General features: G+C 64.1%; 19 protein-coding genes and 1 pseudogene. 6 read left to right on the top strand and 14 right to left on the bottom strand.

Annotated elements, in window-relative coordinates:
- The 3 genes from NKJ55_RS16975 to uxaC all read right to left on the bottom strand — a co-directional run bounded on the left by NKJ55_RS16975 (position 1) and on the right by uxaC (position 3057).
- Positions 1-528, bottom strand: coding sequence for a TRAP transporter small permease (locus NKJ55_RS16975; protein ID WP_023719697.1), 528 nt, complete (start codon positions 526-528; stop codon positions 1-3).
- Positions 529-631: 103 nt separating this feature from the next.
- Positions 632-1609, bottom strand: coding sequence for a TRAP transporter substrate-binding protein (locus NKJ55_RS16980; RefSeq protein ID WP_352450893.1), 978 nt, complete (start codon positions 1607-1609; stop codon positions 632-634).
- Positions 1610-1647: 38 nt separating this feature from the next.
- Positions 1648-3057 carry a glucuronate isomerase gene (gene uxaC, locus NKJ55_RS16985; protein WP_352450894.1) on the bottom strand — a complete coding sequence of 470 codons (1410 nt, stop codon included), beginning with the start codon at positions 3055-3057 and terminating at the stop codon, positions 1648-1650.
- Positions 3058-3229: 172 nt separating this feature from the next.
- Between uxaC and NKJ55_RS16990 the strand changes: the two genes are divergently transcribed.
- The gene (locus NKJ55_RS16990) at positions 3230-4756 is read left to right on the top strand and encodes a mannitol dehydrogenase family protein (protein ID WP_352450895.1); all 1527 of its coding nucleotides are present in this window, start codon (positions 3230-3232) and stop codon (positions 4754-4756) included.
- Positions 4753-5931 (top strand): mannonate dehydratase, encoded by a 1179-nt coding sequence (uxuA, locus tag NKJ55_RS16995; RefSeq protein WP_352450896.1) that lies wholly within the window; start codon positions 4753-4755, stop codon positions 5929-5931. Before NKJ55_RS16990 ends, uxuA begins: the two co-directional genes overlap by 4 nt.
- A gap of 58 nt (positions 5932-5989) precedes the next feature.
- Here uxuA and lepB read toward each other — a convergent pair.
- The 8 genes and pseudogenes from lepB to NKJ55_RS17035 form a co-directional block, all read right to left on the bottom strand.
- Positions 5990-6657, bottom strand: a pseudogene (lepB, locus tag NKJ55_RS17000) (signal peptidase I); the annotation flags it as partial.
- 342 nt (positions 6658-6999) lie between these two features.
- Entirely contained in the window at positions 7000-7407 is a 408-nt protein-coding gene (locus NKJ55_RS17005) for a F0F1 ATP synthase subunit epsilon (RefSeq protein ID WP_023678096.1), read from the bottom strand.
- Positions 7408-7525: 118 nt separating this feature from the next.
- On the bottom strand, positions 7526-9091 hold the full coding sequence (gene atpD / locus NKJ55_RS17010; RefSeq protein ID WP_352450897.1) for a F0F1 ATP synthase subunit beta: 1566 nt from the start codon (positions 9089-9091) through the stop codon (positions 7526-7528).
- A 67-nt stretch (positions 9092-9158) separates the two neighbouring features.
- A complete protein-coding gene (locus NKJ55_RS17015) occupies positions 9159-10043 on the bottom strand; it encodes a F0F1 ATP synthase subunit gamma (RefSeq protein ID WP_352450898.1) in 885 nt (294 codons plus the stop codon).
- A 28-nt stretch (positions 10044-10071) separates the two neighbouring features.
- Complete coding sequence (gene atpA, locus NKJ55_RS17020; RefSeq protein WP_352450899.1) at positions 10072-11601, bottom strand: F0F1 ATP synthase subunit alpha; 1530 nt, start codon at positions 11599-11601, stop codon at positions 10072-10074.
- Positions 11601-12161, bottom strand: a complete 561-nt coding sequence (locus NKJ55_RS17025; protein ID WP_352450900.1) for a F0F1 ATP synthase subunit delta — start codon at positions 12159-12161, stop codon at positions 11601-11603. The genes atpA and NKJ55_RS17025 overlap by 1 nt, the downstream gene beginning before the upstream one ends.
- A gap of 246 nt (positions 12162-12407) precedes the next feature.
- Entirely contained in the window at positions 12408-12803 is a 396-nt protein-coding gene (locus NKJ55_RS17030; RefSeq protein WP_023719708.1) for an AGROH133_08824 family phage infection protein, read from the bottom strand.
- A 108-nt stretch (positions 12804-12911) separates the two neighbouring features.
- On the bottom strand, positions 12912-15095 hold the full coding sequence (locus tag NKJ55_RS17035; RefSeq protein ID WP_352450901.1) for a primosomal protein N': 2184 nt from the start codon (positions 15093-15095) through the stop codon (positions 12912-12914).
- A 90-nt stretch (positions 15096-15185) separates the two neighbouring features.
- On the opposite strand from NKJ55_RS17035, the gene fsa reads away from it, so the two are divergent.
- A complete protein-coding gene (fsa, locus tag NKJ55_RS17040) occupies positions 15186-15839 on the top strand; it encodes a fructose-6-phosphate aldolase (protein WP_023678103.1) in 654 nt (217 codons plus the stop codon).
- A gap of 72 nt (positions 15840-15911) precedes the next feature.
- On the opposite strand, the gene NKJ55_RS17045 is transcribed toward fsa, so the two are convergent.
- Positions 15912-16493: an LPS assembly lipoprotein LptE gene (locus NKJ55_RS17045; protein WP_352450902.1), complete on the bottom strand. Its 582-nt coding sequence runs from the start codon at positions 16491-16493 to the stop codon at positions 15912-15914.
- The gene (gene leuS, locus NKJ55_RS17050; RefSeq protein WP_352450903.1) at positions 16480-19104 is read right to left on the bottom strand and encodes a leucine--tRNA ligase; all 2625 of its coding nucleotides are present in this window, start codon (positions 19102-19104) and stop codon (positions 16480-16482) included. The genes NKJ55_RS17045 and leuS overlap by 14 nt, the downstream gene beginning before the upstream one ends.
- 146 nt (positions 19105-19250) lie before the next feature.
- Here leuS and NKJ55_RS17055 point away from each other — a divergent pair, with 146 nt between their 5' ends.
- Positions 19251-19913 (top strand): YggS family pyridoxal phosphate-dependent enzyme, encoded by a 663-nt coding sequence (locus NKJ55_RS17055; RefSeq protein WP_352450904.1) that lies wholly within the window; start codon positions 19251-19253, stop codon positions 19911-19913.
- Between the two features lie 109 nt (positions 19914-20022).
- Complete coding sequence (locus NKJ55_RS17060; protein ID WP_352450905.1) at positions 20023-21072, top strand: aldo/keto reductase; 1050 nt, start codon at positions 20023-20025, stop codon at positions 21070-21072.
- A 60-nt stretch (positions 21073-21132) separates the two neighbouring features.
- On the opposite strand, the gene NKJ55_RS17065 is transcribed toward NKJ55_RS17060, so the two are convergent.
- Entirely contained in the window at positions 21133-22041 is a 909-nt protein-coding gene (locus NKJ55_RS17065; RefSeq protein WP_352450906.1) for a LysR family transcriptional regulator, read from the bottom strand.
- A 137-nt stretch (positions 22042-22178) separates the two neighbouring features.
- Here NKJ55_RS17065 and NKJ55_RS17070 point away from each other — a divergent pair.
- Positions 22179-22990 (top strand): MFS transporter (locus tag NKJ55_RS17070; RefSeq protein WP_352450907.1); only part of this gene is annotated, 812 nt, incomplete at its 3' end.

Genomic DNA, 22990 nt, shown 5'->3' on the forward strand with positions numbered 1-22990 from the left:
TCAGACCTTCACGTTGGCGGTGTCGAGTTCGGCCGCGACTTCGGCCGGCGGCAGTTCATCGAGGGCATCGTCGATCGGCGCGCCGGAGAGGCGAAGCACGATGCGCTCCAGCGTGAAGAGCACGATGAGCGCGCCTCCCGCGACAAGCGGGACATAGTCCCAGCCCCCCGATATGCCGAGTGACGGCAAGACGGAGCCCCAGGTCAATGCGACCAGCTGGCTGCCATACCAGATCATGCCGATGCCGAAGGCGAGCGCGACAAGATCCGAAATCATCCGCAGCCAGCGCTTGCCGCCTTTCGGCAGCACGTAGAGCAGGACGTCGAAGCCAAGATGGTAGTTCTCGCGAACGCCGACGGCAGCGCCGAGGAAAATGAACCAGCTCATCAGCATCACCGAGCCGGGCTCGGTCCAGCTCGGCGAGCGGTTCAGAACATAGCGGCCGAACACCTGCCAGGCGACGAAGGCGGTCATCAGCACCAGCCCGATGCCGGCGATCGACAGCGCCGCCGTGCTGACGCGCGACATCACTTGCGCGACGCCGGACAGGAGCGGTGTTGGTCTTGGGCTGGAAGTCACCGGTTTTTTCTCCAGGAGGATGGCGGCACGGAATGTCCGCGCCGCCGCTTGATCACTGCACGGCCTTGATGGCTTCGACCATGGCCTTCAGCTTGTCGTCCTTGACGTGCTTCTCGTAGACCGGCCCCATCGCGTCGATGAAGGGCTGCTTGTCCGGCGTCGTGATCTGCGAACCGGCCGCCTCGACCTTGGCGCGCGATTCCTTGACCTTGGCGGTCCACAGCTCGCGCTGCTTGGCGACGCTTTCCTTGGCGGCCGCCTTGAAGATCGCCTGGTCTTCCGGCGTCAGCTTGTCCCAGCTCGACTTCGCCATGACGAAGGCTTCCGGCACCATCGTGTGCTCGTCGAGCGAATAGTACTTGGCGACTTCCGCATGCTTGGCGGTGTCGTAGCTCGGAAAATTGTTCTCCGCGCCGTCGATCACCCCGGTCTCGATCGCCGAATACACCTCGCCATACGGCATCGGCGTCGCATTGGCGCCGAGTGCCGCCACCATGTCGACGAAGATGTCGGACTGGATGACGCGGAACTTCATCCCGGCCATGTCGGCTACGGTGTTGATCGGCTTCTTCGAATTATAGAAGGAGCGCGAGCCGCCGTCGTAAAAGGCGAGCAACACCAGCCCGACCTGGTCGAACGCCGCCGCGATCTGGTCGCCGATCGCCCCGTCCATGACCTTGTGCATATTCTCTTCCGAACGGAAGATGTAGGGCAGCGAGGGCACGGTGGTCTCGGGGATGAGCCCGTTGAACGGCGCCATCGAGACGCGGTTGAGATCGATCACGCCGGTGCGCACCTGCTCGATCGTGTCCTTTTCCTCGCCAAGTTGCGCGGAAGGATAGATCTCGACCACATAGCGGCCGGCCGTGCGCTCCTTCACCAGCTCGCCGAAATATTTGACCGCCTCGACCGTCGGATAGCCATCCGGGTGGGTGTCGGACGAGCGCAGGACCGTCTGGGCGCTTGCCGATCCGGCCAGCAGTGCGGCGGCAACTAGCGTAGCTCCCGCCAGTCTCGAAAAATGCAGCATTGGTTTCCTCCCTTTTTGAACGATGGCGGCAAGCGCCGTTAGAGCCGGTACGCCTTTTTCGCGAGCGTATAGGCAAGTTCCTGCGCCAGCTCGTGCGCCTCGTCCTCGCCGAGCCGATGCTCGGCGACGAGACGCGCCAGAAAAGCGCAATCGACCCGGCGCGCCACATCATGGCGGGCCGGTATGGATGGAAAGGCGCGGGTATCGTCGTTGAAACCGACGGTGTTGTAGAAACCGGCGGTTTCGGTGGTCATCTCACGGAACCTGCGCATGCCTTCGGGGCTGTCGTGGAACCACCAGGCCGGCCCGAGCTTCAATGCCGGGTAGACGCCGGCGAGCGGCGCCAGCTCGCGCGCATAGCTGGTCTCGTCGAGGGTGAAGAGGATGATGGTGAGGTCGCGCTCCAGCCCGACGCAGTCGAGCAGCGGCTTCAGCGCCGTCACATAGTCGGTTCGCGTCGGAATATCGAAGCCTTTGTCCCTGCCGAACTTCCGAAAGATAGCCGGCGAATGATTGCGCCAGGAGCCGGGATGGATCTGCAGGACCAGCCCGTCGTCGCGGCTCATCTTGGCCATCTCGGTCAGCATCTGGGCGCGGAACAGCTTTCGCTCGCGCTCGTCGTCCGAGCCCCGGCGGATGCGGTTGAACAGCTCCTGCGCGGCGGCATCCGAGAGATTGGCGGTTTCGGCCGTCGGATGGCCGTGATCGGAGGAAGTCGCGCCAAAGCTCTTGAAGAAGGCGCGCCGCTGGCGATGCGCATCGAGATAGCCGGCCCAATTGCCGGTGTCGCAGCCGGTGATCTCGCCAAGCCGGTCGAGATTGGCCGAGAACCCTTCGAAGTCGGGATCGACGATCGCATCCGGCCGATAGGCGGTGACGACGCGGCCCTCCCAGCCGCTGTCGCGGATCATCTGGTGCCATCTGAGATCGTCGAGCGCGCCTTCGGTCGTTGCGATGACTTCAATGTTGAAGCGCTCGAACAGCGCTCGCGGGCGAAAATTCTCCCACTGCAGCAAGGTCGAGATCATGTCGTAATGGCGGTCGGCGGTTGCGGCCGTCAACGGCTCGTCGATGCCGAACAGGTGGGCAAGCACATGGTCGAACCACAGCCGGGTCGGCGTACCCCGGAACAGGTAATAATGCTCGGCGAAGCGCCGCCAGATCGTTCTGCCGTCGGTTTCCACCGGCGAGCCGTCAAGCGTCGGCACACCAAGCTCCTCAAGCCGAACGCCCTGGCTGAACAGCATGCGGAAAATGTAGTGGTCCGGCACGATCAGCAACTGCGCCGGATCGGGAAACGCCTCGTTGAGCGCATACCAGCGCGGATCGGTGTGGCCGTGCGGGCTGACGATCGGCAGGTCCTTGACCGTGGCGTAGAGATCGCGGGCCAGCGAAAGCGGGCGCGCCTCGGCGGCAAACAGCAAATCCGGATCCGTCAATGCGGCCACGCAAATCCTCCCAATCCGGACATCGGTAGGGTTGAAAAGAAATAATGTCAACATACAAAAACTGGGTTGTTGTATGATGACTTTTCGGCCATTGCCCATTGTGCGTGACGGCATCGGGTGCTACGCCGCCTGCCAGCAGTGACCCAACAATCTCGATCAGACACGTGGCGCAATGACCAATAGACGCCTTTCCAACAGCACGCTGAAGGCACTGCCGGCTTCGGTCGCGGCCCCGCGCTACGACCGCGGCGGCGTCGCACCTGGCATCGTCCATCTCGGCGTCGGTGCCTTCCATCGCGCCCACCAGGCGGCCTATGTCGACGACTGCCTGGCGGCGGGCGAGGCGGACTGGGGCATTGTCGGCGTGTCCTTGCGCAGTCCAGACACGCGCGACGCACTGGCGCCGCAGGATGGCCTCTACGCGCTGGCGATCAGGAGCAGCATCGGCGAAGAGCTACGCGTCATCGGTTCGATCCTGTCGCTGCTGGTGGCGCCGGAAGATCCGGCTGCGGTGCTCGCCGCTCTGACAGATCAGCGCACCCGCATCGTCACGCTCACGATCACCGAAAAGGCTTATCTGAGAGCAGCCGGCGGCGGTCTGGACAGCACCCATCCGGACATCGCCCATGATTTGGCTAACCCGCAAATGCCACGGACGGCGCATGGTTTCCTGACCGAGGCGCTGTCGCGCCGCCGTGCCGCCGGCATCCAGCCTTTCACCGTGCTCTGCTGCGACAACCTTCCGGCCAATGGCGCCACGCTGCACCGCCTGCTGGTCGAATTCGCCGCACTGCGCGATTCCAGGCTCGCCACTTCAGGCGATGCCAGGCTCGCCACTTCAGGCGATGCCAGGCTCGCCGCACACATTGCCGACGGCGTCGCCTTTCCGTCGAGCATGGTCGACCGTATCGTGCCGGCGACTACCGACGCCGAGCGGGCGCGTATCGCCGTCGAGCTCGGCGTCGAGGATGCCTGGCCGGTGATGACCGAGCCGTTCTGCCAATGGGTGGTCGAAAACGATTTCCCGGCTGGCAGACCGGCCTGGGAAAAGTTCGGCGTCACCATGGTCGGCGACGTCGGGCCCTTCGAGGACATGAAGCTGCGGCTGCTCAACGGTTCGCATTCGGCAATCGCCTATCTCGGCCTGCTCAGCGGCTACGACACGGTCGACCGCGCCTTTGCCAATCCGGCGATCCGGCAATTCGTCGACGGACTATGGGCCGAGGCCATCCCGACGCTGCCGCAGGACGCCGGGCTCGATACGGCCGGCTACACGGCCCAGCTCGCCGAACGCTATTCGAACACCGCGCTCGCCCATCGCACGGCGCAGATCGCCAATGACGGCAGCCAGAAGCTGCCGCAGCGCATCGTCGCCTCGGCCCTCGATCGACTGGGCGCCGGTGACCCGCCCGCGCATCTCATGCTGGTGGTGGCGGCCTGGATCGCCGCTTGCGAGGCGCGCGGCAAAACCTTGCCGGAAGCCCATTTTGCCGACCCGATCGACGCTCGGCTTACGGCGCTCGGCAGCCGGCCGGCTGATGAAACGGTGACAGCGATATTCGATCTCGCCGGCTTCGCCAAGGACCATGCCCACCGCATGACACTGATCGATCTGACGGCAGCCCATCTCGAGCGCCTGCGGCGGGGCGGCACTGCCGCAGCTTTGGCGGCGCTTGGCATAGGGAGTGAGAAGCCATGAGACAGACCTGGCGCTGGTTCGGGCCGGACGATCCGGTGACGCTTGCCCATGTCCGTCAGGCCGGCGCCGTCGGCATCGTCAGCGCGCTGCACCACCTCAACGACGGCCGCGCCTGGCCGGCAGACGAGATCGCCAGGCGCAAGGCCGAGATCGAGGCAGCAGGGCTGACCTGGGACGTGGTCGAGAGCATCGTCGTGCACGAGGACATCAAGACCCGCAGCGGCGACTGGCGCAGCCTGATCGACAATTACAAGGCCTCGATCCGCGCCGTCGCCGCCGCCGGTATCAACACCGTCTGCTATAATTTCATGGCGATCACCGACTGGACGCGGACGGACCTCGATTACCCGATGCCGCATGGCGGCACGGCGCTGCGCTTCGATGTCGTCGAGCTCTGCGCCTATGACGTCTTCATCCTTGAGCGAGAAGGGGCGGAGGCCGATCACCCACCGGCCCGTATCGAGGCCGCGCGTGTGCGACTGCAAGGGATGAGCGACAGCGACAAGGCAAGGCTGGAGCGCAACCTGATCGGCTGGGTCCCGGCGCGCGAATTCATCTTCGATCGGGCAAGCTTCCGCCGCGCCCTCGACCTCTACAAGGACGTCTCCACCGAAGGCCTGCGCGAAAACCTGTTTGCCTTCCTGCGCGAGATCGTGCCGGTGGCCGAAGAGGCCAGCGTCAGGATGGCGATCCACCCCGACGATCCGCCCTTTTCGCTGTTCGGCCTGCCGCGCATCGTTTCCAACGCCAATGATGCCCGCGCGCTGCTCGACGCGGTCGCTTCGCCGGCCAACGGGCTGACGCTGTGCACCGGCTCGTACGGCGCGGGCGCGCAGAACGATCTGCCGGCAATGGCCAAGGCCTTCGCCGAAAACATCCATTTCGCCCATCTGCGCAACGTCACCAAGGAGCCAGACGGCTCCTTCCACGAAGCCGAGCACCTCGACGGCGACACCGACATGGTGGCGGTCGTGTCGGCGCTGATTGGCGAAGAGCGGCGGCGCAAGGCGGCAGGCAGGGCGGACTGGCAGGTGCCGATGCGTCCGGACCATGGCCATGCCATCGTCGACGACCTCGGCAAGAAGGTGAACCCCGGCTATTCCTGCATCGGCCGCCTGAAGGGCCTTGCCGAACTGCGCGGCGTGATGCGCGCAGTAGAGACGCTGACCGACTGAGTTACTTGCTCGCCCGGCCGTTCAGCGTCTGTCGAGACGAATAATTGGTGCCTTTGGAATTCCAGAACAACCGTACAGCCTTGCCGACCAGATTTTCATAGGGAACAAACCCGACACTGAACCGGCTGTCGGAGGCATTGTCGCGATTGTCGCCAAGCACGAAGTAGTGGCCTTCGGGCACCTCAAACACGCGCGTATTGTCGCCGATCGAGTTGTCGGTGAGGTTGAGAACGGAATGAGTGACACCCCCCGGCAAGGTTTCGCGTTGAAGTTTGGCTTTCGAGAACTCTTCGGACGAAAAAGTGCCATATCGTCGAGTCCCACCGCGACATCGTTGATGTGAAGCACCCCGTCGATGATCTGGATCTTCTCGCCGGGAAGGCCGACGATCCGCTGGATGTAGTCCACGCTCGGATCGGGCGGGAACTTGAAGACAACCACATCTCCCCTTTTGGGTTCCGCGCCGAATATACGTCCATCAACGGGAAGCAAGTTGAACGGCACGCTGTAGCGGCTGTAGCCGTATGCCATTTTGGAGACGAAGAGATAGTCGCCTTCCTGCAACGTCGGCACCATGCTGCTGGAGGGAATCGAAAAAGGCTGGAGCAGGAATGCGCGTATTGCGAATGCAGCCGGATACGAGGTCAGAAAGACGAGCACCAGCACCGAAAGCCCACGCGCGTACCATCTGTCCGGCTTGAACCGGTGCGCGAAGGGAACAACGATCGCTGCCCACAGGGCCATCAAACCGATCCCTGAAAAATTGGCCCACCAAGCAAGATCGACGCCAGGCAATACCGGAAAGCCAATGTAAATAAGCGCGAAAACGACGACGCTGATCACCACCAGGCTGGCGACCGCCAGTTTGCCACTGCCGATCCACAGGAACCCGCCAAACGGGCCGCCAAAGGCCGAAACCAGGGCCGTCGACCATCTGGATCGCGAGATAGTTTCTTGTTGCACTGCTTGTTCTGTCATCGGCCAACCCCCACGCCAAGGCAGCCAGACTGTCCACCAAACAAAAAAGCGGGGCAAGCCCGCTTTTTCAGTTAGTCATTTGAGCGGAACTCACGCCGGCAACAGCGCACCTTCAAGCGTCGTAAGCTGGTTGAGGAACTGCTCGGCCTTGCTGCGGGTCTGGTCGTCCTTGGCGTCGGCGGCGTCTTCCCTTGCCTCCTGGATGCGGCGGGCAAGGTCGGCGCGGTCGATGTCGCCGACGGCCACAGCCGATTCGGCGAGCAGCGTGCAGCCGGCCGGAACGATGTCGGCAAAGCCGCCGAACACCACATAGCGCTCTTCCTTGCCTTGCGCGGTCTTCAGCGTAACTACGCCCGGCTTGATTGTGGTCATGACCGGTGCGTGATGCGCCATGACAGTCATTTCGCCTTCGGCGCCCGGAATGACGACGGATTCGACCTGCTCGGAAACCAAGAGGCGCTCCGGCGAGACCAGTTCGAATTTGAAAGCTTCAGGCATGATCAATTTAGCGACTGGTGAATGGTGAATGGTGAACGGTCAGAAAGAATGACCTTCACTCAGCCCCGATTTCCTATCCGCTACTCCCCATTCACAATTCACTATTGACCATTCACCATCAGGCCGCATCAGCGGCCAGGCGCTGTGCCTTCTCGACCGCTTCCTCGATGCCGCCGACCATGTAGAAGGCGGCCTCCGGCAGATGGTCGTAGTCGCCGTTGCAAAGGCCCTTGAAGCCCTTGATGGTGTCGGCGAGGTCGACCAGCTTGCCCGGCGCGCCGGTGAACACTTCGGCGACGAAGAAGGGCTGCGACAGGAAGCGCTCGATCTTGCGGGCGCGGGCAACCGTCTGCTTGTCCTCTTCCGACAGCTCGTCCATGCCTAGGATGGCGATGATATCCTGCAGCGACTTATAGCGCTGAAGGATCGACTGCACCTGGCGCGCGACCTGGTAATGCTCTTCGCCGACGACCATCGGGTCGAGCATGCGCGAAGTCGAATCGAGCGGATCGACCGCCGGATAGATGCCCTTCTCCGAAATCGCGCGGTTGAGCACGGTCGTCGCGTCGAGGTGGGCGAACGAGGTCGCCGGCGCCGGGTCGGTCAGATCGTCGGCCGGCACATAGATCGCCTGCACCGAGGTGATCGAGCCCTTGGTCGTCGTGGTAATACGCTCCTGCAGCGCGCCCATGTCGGTGGCCAGCGTCGGCTGGTAGCCCACGGCCGAAGGAATGCGGCCGAGCAGCGCCGACACTTCCGAGCCCGCCTGCGTGAAGCGGAAGATGTTGTCCACGAAGAACAGCACGTCCTGGCCCTGGTCGCGGAAATATTCGGCGACCGTCAGCCCGGTCAGGCCGACGCGGGCGCGGGCGCCCGGCGGCTCGTTCATCTGGCCATAGACGAGCGCCGCCTTGGAGCCTTCGCCGCCGCCCTTCTTGTTGACGCCGGACTCGATGAACTCGTGATAGAGATCGTTGCCTTCGCGGGTCCGCTCGCCGACGCCGGCGAACACCGAGAAGCCGCCATGCGCCTTGGCGACGTTGTTGATCAGTTCCTGGATCAGCACCGTTTTGCCGACGCCGGCGCCGCCGAACAGGCCGATCTTGCCGCCGCGGGCATAGGGGGCCAGCAGGTCGAGCACCTTGATGCCGGTGACCAGGATCTGCGCTTCCGTCGACTGCTCGACATAGGTCGGCGCCGGCTGGTGGATCGAGCGCATCTCGATGCCGTCGACCGGGCCTGCCTCGTCGACCGGCTCGCCGATGACGTTGATGATGCGGCCGAGCATGCCCGGGCCGACCGGCACGGTAATCGGTGCACCGGTGTCATAGACGTCCTGACCGCGGACCAGACCTTCGGTCGAGTCCATGGCGATGCAGCGCACGGTGTTTTCGCCCAGATGCTGAGCCACCTCTAGCACCAGGCGATTGCCGACGTTGATCGTCTCAAGCGCGTTCAGGATCGCCGGCAGATGTTCGCCGAACTGGACGTCGACAACGGCGCCGATGACCTGGCGAACCTTGCCTGCCAGGCCGGTTTTCTTGATGGTGGCGGCCGGCGTATTCACAGCGGCGGCCTTGGTTGCTGCCGCCTTCTTGGCCGGAGCGGCCTTTGCTGCTGCCGAAGCCTTCGCTGGTGCCGCGGCCTTAGGGGCTGCCGTCTTGGGGGTCGCTGCTTTCGCCATCGTCTTTACCCTTTTCGTCTCTTTGTTTCGCACACGCTTGAGGTCGATGACCTCCTTGTGGGCGTGCCTAGAGCGCCTCGGCGCCCGAAATGATTTCGATCAATTCCTTGGTGATCTGCGCCTGCCGCTGGCGGTTGTAGGTGATCGACAATTTGTTGATCATGTCGCCGGCGTTGCGCGTCGCATTGTCCATGGCGCTCATCTTGGCGCCCATCTCGCCGGCAGCATTCTCGAGCAGCGCGCGAAAAACCTGCACGGAAATGTTGCGCGGGATGAGATCGGAGAGGATCTCGCCCGGCTCCGGCTCGTATTCGTAGACGGCGCTGCCGCCGTCCTTCACTTCCGCGGCAGCCGAAGGCGCGCCCGCCGGGACAATTTGCTGCGCCGTCGGGATCTGGCTGATCACCGACTTGAACTGCGAATAGAACAGCGTGCAGATGTCGAAGCCGCCTTCGTTGAACAGGTGGATCACCTTCTTGGCGATGGCATCGGCATTGACGAAGCCCAGCGTCTTGACCTCGCGCAGGTCGACACGCTCGATGATCAGCGCCCCGTAGTCGCGGCGCAATATGTCGAACCCCTTCTTGCCGACGCAGATGATCTTGACCTGCTTGCCGTCGGCCAGAAGCTTGCGGATGTGGTCGCGGGCAAAGCGGGCGATCTGCGAATTGAAACCGCCGCACAGACCGCGTTCGGCCGTGCAGACGACAAGCAGATGCACGTCGTCCTTGCCGGTGCCGGTCATCAGCGCCGGGGCATCGCCGCCGCCGCCGATCGCCTGGGTGATATTGGCCAGCACCGCGCCCATGCGCTCAGAATAGGGACGCGCCGCTTCCGCCGCTTCCTGCGCGCGACGCAGCTTCGCCGCGGCGACCATCTGCATCGCCTTGGTGATCTTCTGCGTCGCCTTGACCGAGGCGATACGGTTACGAAGGTCTTTTAACGAAGGCATGCTTCAAACCTGATCCCGTCCGTCCTGCTCAAGCAAAGGTCTTGGCGAAGGCGTCGATTTCTGCCTTCAGCCTGGCGCGCAGATCGTCGGACAGCGCCTTCTCCTTGCGGATGCCGTCGAGCACGTCCTTGCCGGCCGAGCGCATATGCGACAACAGACCATGCTCGAACTTGCCGACCTGGTTGACCGCCAGCTTGTCGAGATAGCCGTTGACGCCGGCGAAGATCACCGCGACCTGCTCCTCGACTTTGAGCGGCGAGAATTGCGGCTGCTTCAACAGCTCGGTCAGACGCGAGCCGCGGTTGAGCAGGCGTTGCGTGGCGGCGTCGAGATCGGAGCCGAACTGGGCGAAAGCAGCCATTTCGCGGTACTGCGCGAGCTCGCCCTTGATCGACCCGGCAACCTGCTTCATCGCCTTGATCTGCGCCGAGGAGCCGACGCGCGACACCGACAGGCCGACATTGACCGCCGGACGGACGCCCTGGAAGAACAGATTGGTTTCCAGGAAGATCTGGCCGTCGGTGATCGAGATGACGTTGGTCGGGATATAGGCCGAAACGTCGTTGGCCTGCGTTTCGATGATCGGCAGCGCCGTCAGCGACCCGCCGCCGTTTTCGTCGTTGAGCTTGGCGGCGCGCTCGAGCAGGCGCGAGTGCAGGTAGAAGACGTCGCCGGGATAGGCCTCGCGGCCCGGAGGACGGCGCAGCAGCAGCGACATCTGGCGATAGGCGACGGCCTGCTTCGACAGGTCGTCGTAGCTGATCAGCGCGTGCATGCCGTTGTCACGGAAATATTCGCCCATGGTGCAGGCGGTGAACGGCGCCAGGAACTGCATCGGCGCCGGATCGGAGGCGGTCGCGGCGATGATGATCGAATAGTCGAGCGCGCCGCGCTCTTCCAGGACCTTGACGAACTGCGCCACCGTCGAGCGCTTCTGGCCGACGGCGACATAGACGCAGTACAGCTTTTCCTTCTCAGGGCCGTTGTCGTGCACCGATTTCTGGTTGAGCATGGTGTCGAGGATGATCGCGGTCTTGCCGGTCTGGCGGTCGCCGATGACCAGCTCGCGCTGGCCGCGGCCGACCGGGATCAGCGCGTCGATGGCCTTGAGGCCGGTCGACATCGGCTCGTTCACCGATTTGCGCGGGATGATGCCGGGCGCCTTGACGTCGACGCGCTTGCGTTCGGTGGCCTGGATCGGGCCTTTGCCGTCGATCGGGTTGCCGAGCGCGTCGACGACGCGGCCGAGCAGGCCCATGCCGACGGGCGCATCGACGATGGCGCCGGTGCGCTTGACGGTGTCGCCTTCCTTGATGTCGCGGTCGGCGCCGAAGATGACGACGCCGACATTGTCGGCTTCGAGGTTGAGCGCCATGCCGCGGATGCCGCCGGGGAACTCGACCATCTCGCCGGCCTGGACATTGTCGAGGCCGTAGACGCGGGCGATACCGTCACCGACGGACAGCACCTGGCCGACTTCGGAGACCTCGGCCTCCTTGCCGAAATTCTTGATCTGGTCTTTCAGAATTGCGGAAATTTCCGCGGCGCGGATGTCCATCAGCCGACCTCTTTCAGTGCAAGCTTGAGCGAATTGAGTTTGGTTTTGAGCGACGTATCGATCTGGCGCGGGCCGATCTTGACCACCAGTCCGCCGAGCAGCGACGGATCGACGGTGACCGTGATCGCCACGTCCTTGCCGGCGACGCTTTTCAGCGCTGCTTTCAGCTCGGTTTCCTGGGCAGGCGTCAGCGCATGCGCCGAGGTGACCTCGGCGGCGGTCTCGCCGCGGTGTTCGGCGGCGATCTGGCGGAACGCCTTGATCATGCCGGGCACGGCAAACAGCCGGCGATTCTGGGCAACGACGCGCAGGAAATTGCCGGTGAGGCCGGCGATCCCCGCTTTGTCGGCGATCGCGGCGATCGCCTTGGCCTGGTCCTCGCTGGAGAAGACAGGGCTCCTGATCAGCCGCGAAAGGTCAGCGCTGCCTTCGAGCATCGTTTCGAACCTGTTGAGGTCGGCCTCGACGCTGGCGACCGAATTGGTCTGCAGCGCGAGTTCGAACAGCGAACCCGCATAGCGTTCTGCGACACCTGAGATTGGCGATGACGATTGGGCCACGGACCGTCTTTTCTCTTGTCTGACAGGCCGCAGATTGTTGGCGCGAGCAAAAACTCTGGCTAAATCTTTGACCTTACTGCATTTTTCCAAGCACGGAGGCGCGGCTTCCGCTATCCCCGGTCGAAAGTCGATTGCCGTCTAGCACAGGCATTTTCAGACCGCAATGCGTCGTCCGGCATGGTTTTCAGGCACTATTGTCGCATCCGCCGGGCGAGTTCAGCAACCAACCCCGGATTGATCCCTGATTCAGGGCAAAAAGCCGAAGGCGAAGGCAAGCGGCAGCGCCGCCAGCACCAGTTCGACGACAATGGAAGCCCAGTTGAACGGCGTGTTGGCGCCGTCCGACATCATCGACAGCAGCCGGCCGAAGGCGGTGAACAGCCAGGAGAAGCCGAGCGCCATATAGAGCAGCGGCTGCGCCAGGAGGATGCAGCACAGGCTGACGCCGAGATAGAAGCCCGACATCCGGCCGCGCCCCTCGGCGATCGCCGCTGCCTTCTCCGGTCTGACCTGCAGCCGCAGGATGCGGAATGCCAGCTGTGGCGCCAGGAATAGCAATAGGCCGAGCAATAGGGTCGCGACCGCGCTCGACCACGCCAGCCACTCGCCCTGGCTCATCGGCCACGGAAACGCAAATTCCATCTTGTCCGCTCTTAAATGCATAGTCGAAATTTCCGGCATTCTAGCGAAGCAAGAGACATACGCCAGATGGGCATCGGCAATTTGCGGAAGCCTGTCCTCTGAGCCCCTTCACAAGAAGCTCTGCGGGTCGATGTCGACCTGGACTCGCACCGAGCCCCTTATCTTCGGTCCCTCGGCCAACATGGTGCGAATGAATCCTTGCATGTCGGCGCGCCGCTCGCCCTGGATCAGCAGGCGAAAGCGATGGCGGCCGCCGATCAATGACAGCGGCGCTTCGGCCGGGCCGAGCACGAACAGGTCGCTGGCTTGCGGCGCGGCGCGACGCAGGCCACGGGCGTGCCCTTCGGCTTCGGCCCGTGTCGCCGCGCTGACGATGACGCCGGCGAGCCTGCCGAAGGGCGGCAGCCCCGCCCGCTCACGCTCGGCGATCTCGCGCTCGTAGAAGGCCTCGGCATCGCCTGAGACGATCGCGCGCATCACCGGGTGGTCGGGTTGGAAGGTCTGCAGCAGGCCGAGGCTTTTCTTGCCGGTGCGGCCGGCGCGGCCGGTCACCTGGCTGAGCAGTTGGAAGGTGCGCTCGGCGGCGCGCGGGTCGCCATTGGCAAGGCCGAGATCGGCATCGACCACACCGACCAGCGTCATGTTGGGAAAATTATGGCCCTTGGCGACGAGTTGCGTGCCGATGACGATGTCGGCCTCGCCATTGGCGATGGCTTCAAGCTCGAGCCGCAGCCGGCGCACGCCGCCCATCAGGTCGGACGACAGTACGATGGTGCGGGCATCGGGGAAATGCGCGACGACCTCCTCGGCGATGCGCTCGACGCCTGGCCCGCAGGCGACCAGATGATCGAGCGTGCCGCATTCCGGACAGGCTTCGGGCCGGCGTTCATTGTGCCCGCAGTGGTGGCAGACGAGCTGGCCGCGAAAGCGGTGCTCGACCAGCCAGGCCGAGCAGACCGGACAGCCAAAGCGGTGGCCGCAGACGCGGCAGAGCGTCAGCGGCGCATAACCGCGCCGGTTGAGGAACAGCAGCGACTGTTCCTGTTTTGCCAGTGTCTGCCGCATTTGTCCAAGCAACACCGGCGACAGGAAACCGCCGCGTGCCGGCGGCGCGCGGCGCATGTCGATCGTCTTGAGATCGGGAAGTGCCGCCTCGGCAAAGCGCGCCGAAAGCACCGCCCTGCTGTAGCGGCCCCGGCTGGCATTGACCCGGCTTTCGACCGACGGTGTCGCCGAGGCGAGCACGACCGGAAAGCCGCCGATATGGCCGCGCACCACGGCCATGTCGCGCGCATTGTAAAAGACGCGATCCTCCTGCTTGTAGGCGGGATCGTGCTCTTCGTCGACGACGATCAATCCAAGCTCCCTGAACGGCAGGAACAGCGCCGAGCGCGCGCCGGCGACGACCCGCACGCCGCCTTCCGCTACCTGCCGCCAGACCTTTTCGCGCATCCTTGGCGGCAGATCCGAGTGCCATTCCGCCGGCTTGGCACCGAACCGCTCCTGGAAGCGTTCGAGAAAAGCGTGGGTCAGCGCAATTTCCGGCAGCAGGATCAGCACCTGCTTGCCGCGATCGAGCGCGGCCGCAACCGCCTCGAAATAGACCTCCGTCTTGCCGGATCCGGTTACACCATCGAGCAGGGTGACGCCGAATGTGCCGGTCGCGACATTGGCGCGCAGCATCTCGGCGGCATCGCTCTGGTCAGGCATCAGTGAAGGCACGGTGTAGCCGGGATCGGGTGCTGCGACCACCGGCCGCGGGGGTATCATCACCGTCTCGAATACGCCCTGCGCCCTCAGCCCGTCCACCACCGTCGACGACACGCCTGCCGCATGCGCCAGGCCGGATCGCGTCCAGGCAAGTCCGCCTTCGGCCGTCTCCAGCACGCGCGTCCTCGCCTCCGTCATCCGGTCGGGCTTGGCGAAGGTGCGCTGCAGCCCTTCGATCCACGGCTCCGGGTCGAACGCCTCCGGCGCCCTGAGCAGCATGCGCGCCACCATGCCGGGCGGCGACAGCGTGTACTGCGCCACCCAATCGACAAAACGCCGCATCGCGCGGTCGATCGGCGGGCAGTCGAAAACCTGCTCGATCGGCCGCAATTTCTTCGCGTCGACCTTTTCGACGGCGCCGTCCCAGACGATGCCGGCGACCTGGCGGGGCCCAAGCGGAACGCGCACGATCGAGCCCGGCACCACGCGCATGCCAGCCGGCACGGCATAGGTGTAGGGGCGCTCGGCGGGCATCGGCACCAGCACCGGTGCGGCCGCGACAAAGGGCGAATCTTCGATCATGAGGCGTGACCTTGCCCCGACTTTGGTCTAGATCAAAGTCCGACCCCGAATGTGCATGACGTGCACATGAAAAATCTTCAGGAGACCGCCATGAAATTTTTTGTCGACACCGCCGATGTCAAGGAAATCCGCGAGCTGAACGATTTGGGGCTGCTCGACGGCGTAACCACCAATCCGTCGCTGATCCTGAAATCCGGCGGCAAGATCGCCGACGTCACAAGAGAGATCTGCGAGATCGTCAAGGGCCCGGTCTCGGCCGAAGTCGTCGCCACCGAATACAAGGACATGATGGCGGAGGCCAAGATCCTGGCCAGGATCGCCGACAATGTCTGCATCAAGGTGCCGCTGACGCTCGACGGCCTGCGAGCCTGCAAGGACATCCGGTCGGACGGCCGCATGGTCAACGTCACGCTGTGCTTCTCGGCCACCCAGGCGCTGCTCGCCGCCAAGGCCGGCGCCTCCTTCATCTCGCCCTTCGTCGGCCGCATCGACGACAGCGGCTGGGACGGCATGGAGCTGATTGCCGATATCCGCACCATCTACGACAATTATGACTTCCAGACCGAGATCCTGACCGCTTCTGTGCGCACCGTGAACCATGTCAAGCAGGCGGCGCTGATCGGTGCCGATGTCATCACCGCGCCGCCGGCGACGCTCAAGGCACTGGTCAAACACCCGCTGACCGACAAGGGCCTGGAACTGTTCCTCGCCGACTGGGCAAAGACCGGGCAGAAGATCGGCTGAAGCGACTATCCTACGAACAAAAAAAGGCCGAGCAATCGGCCTTTTTTTGCAGATTGCGCACTCCGGAAAGACCTAGCTTGCCGCCGGCTTGCCGTGCTTGATCAGATCCTGGGCGATCGACAGCCGCAGCACATCTGCCAGCTCGCGCGCCGCACGGTTCTCGGCGTCGATCTGGGCCCGGTATGACGCGAATTCCTGGCGCGGCCTGTCGTATGACGACGGAATCGAGCGCTTGCCTCTCGCGATGACCGTGCCCGTCTTGGCATCGCTGAGCACATAGTTGGCGGTCAGCGTTACAGTGCCGGCGGTCGGCTCGTCCTCGTCGGTCGTGACCTGCTCGATTGCCGCCGATTCGACGAGTTCGGAGACGCCGAGATCAAGCGAATAGACGGGCGAAGCCGGCTCGCCGGCGCCCTGGCCGAGCGCGAAGATCAAATTGTTGCGGACCTGCTGGGCGTAGCGGGTCTTGACCGGTTTGACTGAGATAGATGCCAGTTCGGCAGCAGCACCGACCTGCGAGCCGGCGACCAGCGGCGCGCTCGAATAGAGCGGCCGCACCGTGCAGGCGGAAACCAGCGCCACCGACGCGAGCAGCCCGCAAAGCACGATACGGCGCAGCGTCAGCTCTGTCTTTCGCGGATCAGGCAACGACATTGACGATCCTCTGCGGCACGATGATCACCTTGCGCGGCGCCTTACCTTCGAGCGCTCTCTGCACGAAGTCGAGGGCCAGAACCGCTTTTTCGACCGCACCTTGGTCCGCGTCGCGGGCAATTGTCAAATCGCCGCGCTTCTTGCCGTTGACCTGCACCGGCAGCACGATCTCGGCGTCGACGACAAGCGAGGGATCGTAGACCGGCCAGGGCCGTTCGGCGACAAGGTCGGTGCCGCCGAGCGTCTCCCAGCACTCTTCGGCCAGATGCGGCATGACCGGCGCGATCAGGTGCACCAGGATCTCGACGGCCTCACGGCAGGCCGCTTGCAGCGCCGGACCGGCCTTGCCCTCTGCCGCCTCGTTGAGCGGCACGGTCAAGGCATTGGCGAGCTCGTAGATGCGCGCGATGGCGCGGTTGAAGGCGAGCTTTTCGATATCCTCGCCGACCGACTTCAGGATCTTGTGCGCGGCCTTGGACACTGTCCCGGCCTCGCCGTCCTTCGCCGCCTCTGGCCGGACTCCGGCGAGCGATTCGGCAGCCGTCGACACCAGCCGCCAGATGCGCTGGATGAAGCGGTGCGCGCCGGCTGCGCCCTCGTCGGTCCATTCGACATCGCGCTCGGGCGGCGAGTCCGACAGCATGAACCAGCGCGCCGTATCGGCGCCGTAGCCGTCGGTGATCTCTTCCGGACTCACCGTATTCTTCTTCGACTTCGACATTTTTTCGAGCGGACCGATCACCGCCTCTTCGCCGGTGGCGATTTCGAAGGCGCGGCGCTTGCCGTCGGCGTCTTCCAGCCTGACCTCGCTTGGCGCAAGCCAGCGGCCGTTCGAGGCGCCGCCAACCCGATAGGTCTCGTGCACCACCATGCCTTGCGTGAACAGGCCCCTGAACGGCTCGGCGAGATCGACATGGCCGGTCTCGCGCATGGCGCGGGTGAAAAAGCGCGAATAGAGCAAATGCAGGATCGCATGCTCAATACCGCCAATATACTGGTCGACCGGCAGCCATTCAGTCGCGGCCTTGGGATCGGTCGGATCATTGGCCCAGGGCGCGGTGAAGCGCGCGAAATACCACGACGAATCGACAAATGTGTCCATCGTGTCGGTTTCGCGCCGCGCATCCTTGCCGCAACGCGGGCATTTGACGTGCCGCCATGTCGGATGGCGATCGAGCGGATTGCCCGGCCGGTCGAACTCGATGTCGTCCGGCAGCTTGACCGGCAGGTCGGCCTTCGGCACCGGCACCACGCCGCAATCCTCGCAATGGATCATCGGGATCGGGCAGCCCCAATAGCGCTGGCGCGAAATGCCCCAGTCGCGCAGGCGGAAATTCACCTTGCGCTCTGCCATCGGCCGGTTGCCGATGGTCCTTTGTTCCAGCAGCTTTGCCACCTCGTCGAATGCCTGATCCGGCTTCATGCCGTCGAGGAAGCGCGAATTGATCATCGCGCCATCATCGACATAAGCCTCGTCGATGACCTGGAAGCTTCCTTGATTCTCGCCTTCCGGCATCACCACCGGGATGACCGGAAGGCCGTATCTGTTGGCGAAGTCGAGGTCGCGCTGGTCATGTGCCGGGCAGCCGAAGATGGCGCCGGTGCCATAGTCCATCAGCACGAAATTGGCGACGTAGACGGGTAGCGTCCACCTCTCGTCGAACGGATGGACGACGCGAATGCCGGTATCGAAACCCTTCTTCTCGGCCGTCTCCAATGCCGCCACCGAAGTGCCCATATGGCGGACTTCGTCGATGAACTTTGCCACCGCCGGATTGTCCTCGGCGGCCTTTTTGGCCAGCGGATGGTCGGCCGCAATCGCCATGAAGGACGCGCCGAAGATGGTGTCGGGCCTGGTCGTATAGACTTCGAGATCATGCTCGCCGCCGACTGTCTTGGCCAGCGGCCAGCGGATCAGCAGCCCTTCCGAACGGCCGATCCAGTTCGCCTGCATCAGCTTTACTTTTTCCGGCCAGTCGTCGAGCTGATCGAGCGAATCCAGCAGATCCTGCGCGTAATCGGTGATCTTGAAGAACCACTGCGTCAGCTCGCGCTGTTCCACCAGCGCGCCTGAGCGCCAGCCGCGTCCGTCGATGACCTGCTCGTTGGCAAGCACCGTCATGTCCTCCGGATCCCAGTTGACCTTGGAGGATTTGCGCGTCACCAGCCCCTTCTCGACGAAATCGAGGAACAGCATCTGCTGGCGGTGATAGTAGTCGACATCGCAGGTGGCGAACTCGCGCGCCCAATCGAGCGACAGGCCCATGACCTTGAGCTGCTCGCGCATGGCGGCAATGTTCTGATAGGTCCAGTCCTTGGGATGGACCTTGTTCTGCATCGCCGCGTTTTCGGCTGGCATGCCAAAGGCGTCCCAGCCCATCGGGTGCAGCACGTTGAAACCCTTGGCCCGCTTGTAGCGCGCCACCACGTCGCCCATCGTATAGTTGCGGGTATGGCCGATATGGATGCGCCCCGACGGATACGGGAACATCTCCAGCACGTAGTATTTCGGGCGCGGGTCGTCATTGTCGGCTTCGAACAGCTTCTTGGCGTCCCAGGCCTTCTGCCATTTGGGCTCTGACGCGCGCGGATTGTATCGTTCGGTTGCCATCGGGTGTTTTTCACTTAAAAGCATGCGCGAGCCGCCGGACAATGCCCGGGCGGCTCAGGAAATGTCGTCGCGGTGTTCACCATGGATTGCCGGACCCGTCAACTGCGGCGATCCGGCGAAAAGCCAAACACAGGCAGGATATAGGCATGGCGAGCGCCGTCGAGCAGCTTTTCACGGTCAAGGCAAGGATCGCTGCCGCCGAGCGCGAGGCAGGCCGCGAGGCCGGAGCGGTGACGCTGGTCGCAGTCTCGAAAACCTTCGACGCCGCCGACATCCGCCCGATTATCGAGGCCGGCCAGCGCGTCTTCGGCGAAAACCGCGTCCAGGAAGCACAAGCCAAATGGCCGGTGCTGAAGGAGGCATTTTCCGACATCGAGCTGCATCTGATCGGTCCGCTGCAATCGAACAAGGCCAAGGAAGCGGTGGCATTGTTCGACGTCATCGAAACCGTCGACCGTGAAAAGATCGCCGCAGAGCTGGCCAAGGAGATCGCCAGGCAAGGCCGGTCACCAAGGCTCTATGTCCAGGTCAACACCGGCTCCGAGCCGCAAAAGGCCGGCATCGAGCCGCGCGAGGCTGTCGCCTTCGTGGCCCGTTGCCGCTCGGTTCACGCCCTCGCCATCGAAGGGCTGATGTGCATTCCGCCGGCCGACGAGAACCCCGGTCCGCATTTCGCGCTGCTGGAAAAGCTTGGGCTTGAGGCCGGCGTCGACAAGCTCTCCATGGGCATGTCCGGCGACTACGAAATCGCGATCGCCTTCGGCGCGACCAGTGTCAGGGTTGGATCGGCGATTTTCGGCGCCAGATGAGGCGCAGCCGACCTTAGGCCACAGGCTGACATTGACTAAGCCAGCGTATAGAAACGGAACGTTTCGTTCCTATATCGGTCGAGTTATTCTCAACCCGTCTGGAGCCACCATGCGTTACAATCAACTTGGAAATACGGGGATGTTCGTCTCCGAACTTTGCCTCGGCACGATGACGTTCGGCGCGGCCGGCGAGAATGCCCAATGGGGCCTGATCGCCAGCCTCGACCAGAAGGGCGTCGACGAGATCGTTGCCCGCTCGCTCGCCGCCGGCGTCAATTTCTTCGACACGGCGGATGTCTATTCCTTCGGCGCCTCGGAACGGCTTCTCGGCCAGTCGCTCAGGAACCTTGGCGTCAACCGTCAGGACGTGATCATCGCCACCAAGGTTCATGGCGCCATGGGCGGCGGCCCGAACCAGCGCGGTTCCTCGCGCGGCCACATCATGGATTCGGTCGAAGGCAGCCTCGAGCGGCTGCAGCTCGATCACATCGATCTCTACCAGCTGCACGGCACCGACACGGTGACGCCGATCGACGAAACGCTGCGGGCGCTCGACGACCTGGTTGCCGCCGGCAAGGTCCGCTATGTCGGCGTCTCGAACTGGCAGGCTTGGCGCATCGCCAAGGCGCTGGGTATTGCCGAGCGCAAGGGCTTTGCCCGCTTCGAGACCGTGCAGTCGTATTACTCGATCGCCGGCCGCGATCTCGAGCGCGAAATCGTGCCGCTGCTCAACGAGGAGAAGCTCGGGCTGATGGTCTGGTCGCCGATGGCTGGCGGCCTGCTCTCCGGCAAATACGGACCGGGCGCCCCCGGCAATGGCGAGGGCCGCCGCGCCAGCTTCAATTTCCCGCCGGTCAATGAGGACCGTGCCTGGGCAGCGGTCGCTGTCATGCGCGAGATCGCCGTCAAGCACGGCGTCAGCGTCGCCACGGTGGCGCTCGGCTATGTCCTGGCCAAGCCATTCGTGATGAGCGTCATCATCGGCGCCAGCCGCATCGAGCAGCTGGAACAGAACCTTGCAGCCACCGAGTTGCAGCTCGATGCCGATGATCTTGTTCGCCTCGACGAAGTCAGTGCCCTGCCCGCCGAATACCCCGGCTGGATGCTGGAGCGTCAGGCGGCCGGCCGGCGGCCGGCGCCCTTTGTGCCGAAAAAGTAGTTCAATTTACCTTCGATTCGATGCTTCGGGAGCCGGCAGGCTCCCGATCTTTTTTTGGGCTCAAGTCAGCCGGACAGTCTCGACCAAAAAGTCCAAAAACGCCCGCACCCGCGCCGGCAGATACTTGCCTTGGCCGACATAGACGGCGTGGGTGAGTTCCTCGTCGCCGGGATTGAACTCTTCCAGCAGCGGCAGCAGCCGGCCGGCGGCAATGTCGGCCTCCACATGCCAGCGTGCCAGCCGGGCGATGCCCGCCCCCGAGAGCGCCATCAGCCGCATCGCCTCGCCGTCGCTGACCAGCGTATTTCCGATGATCGACAGGGTGATCGGTTTGCCGGCCGCGTCGATAAAAGGCCAGCCCTCGAGGTGACGAACGAAACGGAAGCCCATCCGGTTGTGACGATCGAGGTCGGCGGGCGTCTTGGGCGTGCCACGCGCTTCGAGATACGATGGCGCCGCAACGACGACCACCCGGCTCTGCCCGAGCTTGCGCGCCACCAGCCGTGATTCGCCGAGCGGCCCGGCGCGGATGGCGACGTCAGCGCGCTCCTCCATCAGGTCGATGACATCGTCGGTCAACACCAGATCGACCGAGATTTCGGGGTAGCGCTCTAGGAAACGCGGCAAAAGCGGGATCAGCCGATGCTGCCCGAAAGGCACGTAGCTGTTGATCCGCAGCCGGCCACGCGGCGCGGCACCCGCCGCTGCCTCGCGCTCGGCCGCCGCCATGTCGGCCAGGACGCGCACGCCGCTGTCGAAGAACGCCGCCCCCTCCGGCGTCAGTTGCAGCTTGCGCGTCGAACGGCTGACCAGCCGCGTACCAAGCCGCGCCTCCAGCCGCGCGATCAGCTTGCTCACCGCCGACGGCGTCATCCGCAACGCGCGGGCAGCGGCTGAAAAGCTGCCCGCCTCGACGACGCGGACGAACACTTCGATCTCGCCGGAGCGATTGATGTCGGGCCTGGCCATTGGTGAATCTATTTCACAGACGATGTGCCCGATGCAAGGCTGGTTCACAGCACATCGCGGCACGATCTTCCGGATCGGGGCGTGGGAGGACACGGCGCCCGTCGTCAAAACTGGTCGTCATCGAAGTGGGAACCGCCATGCCCCTTGCTCTTTACGCTCTTGCCGCCGGTGCCTTTGGCATCGGCGTCACCGAATTCGTCATCATGGGCCTGCTGCTCGACGTCAGCACTGATCTCGGCGTCTCGATCTCGGCTTCCGGCCAGCTGATTTCCGGCTATGCGCTGGGCGTCGTCATCGGCGCGCCGCTGCTGACGATCGCGACCGGCCGTTGGCCGCGCAAGACCGTGCTTCTGGCGCTGATGGCGATCTTCACGCTGGGCAACCTCGCTTGTGCGCTTGCCCCAGACTACTGGACGCTGATGGGTGCGCGCGTACTGACCGCCTTCGCCCACGGCACCTTCTTCGGCGTCGGCTCGATCGTGGCGACCGGACTGGTGGCGCCCAACAAGAAAGCCTCGGCGATCGCCCTGATGTTCACCGGCCTGACCATCGCCAACATCCTCGGCGTGCCCTTCGGCACATGGCTCGGCCAAGCCTTCGGCTGGCGCGCGACCTTCTGGGCGGTGACCCTGGTCGGCATCGCCGCCTTTGCCATCATTCTGCTGCTGGTGCCGCGCAGCCGAACAGAGCCTGAGAAGAGCAATTTGCGCGCCGATCTCGCCTTGCTCGGCCGCACGCCGGTCCTGCTTGGCTTTGCTACCACCGTGCTTGGCTATGCCGGCGTCTTCGCCGTCTTCACCTACATCGCCCCGTTGCTGACCGAGATCACCGGTTTTGACGAGGCAGCGGTGTCGCCGATCCTGCTGGTCTTCGGCGGGGGGGGGCGCGAGCGAGCCCCCCCCACCGCCGGGGCGGGGCCGCCCCCGCGGGGGGTTGGGGGGGGGGGGGG

The organism is Mesorhizobium sp. M0106 (assembly GCF_040322715.1).
Classification (GTDB): Bacteria; Pseudomonadota; Alphaproteobacteria; order Rhizobiales; family Rhizobiaceae; genus Mesorhizobium.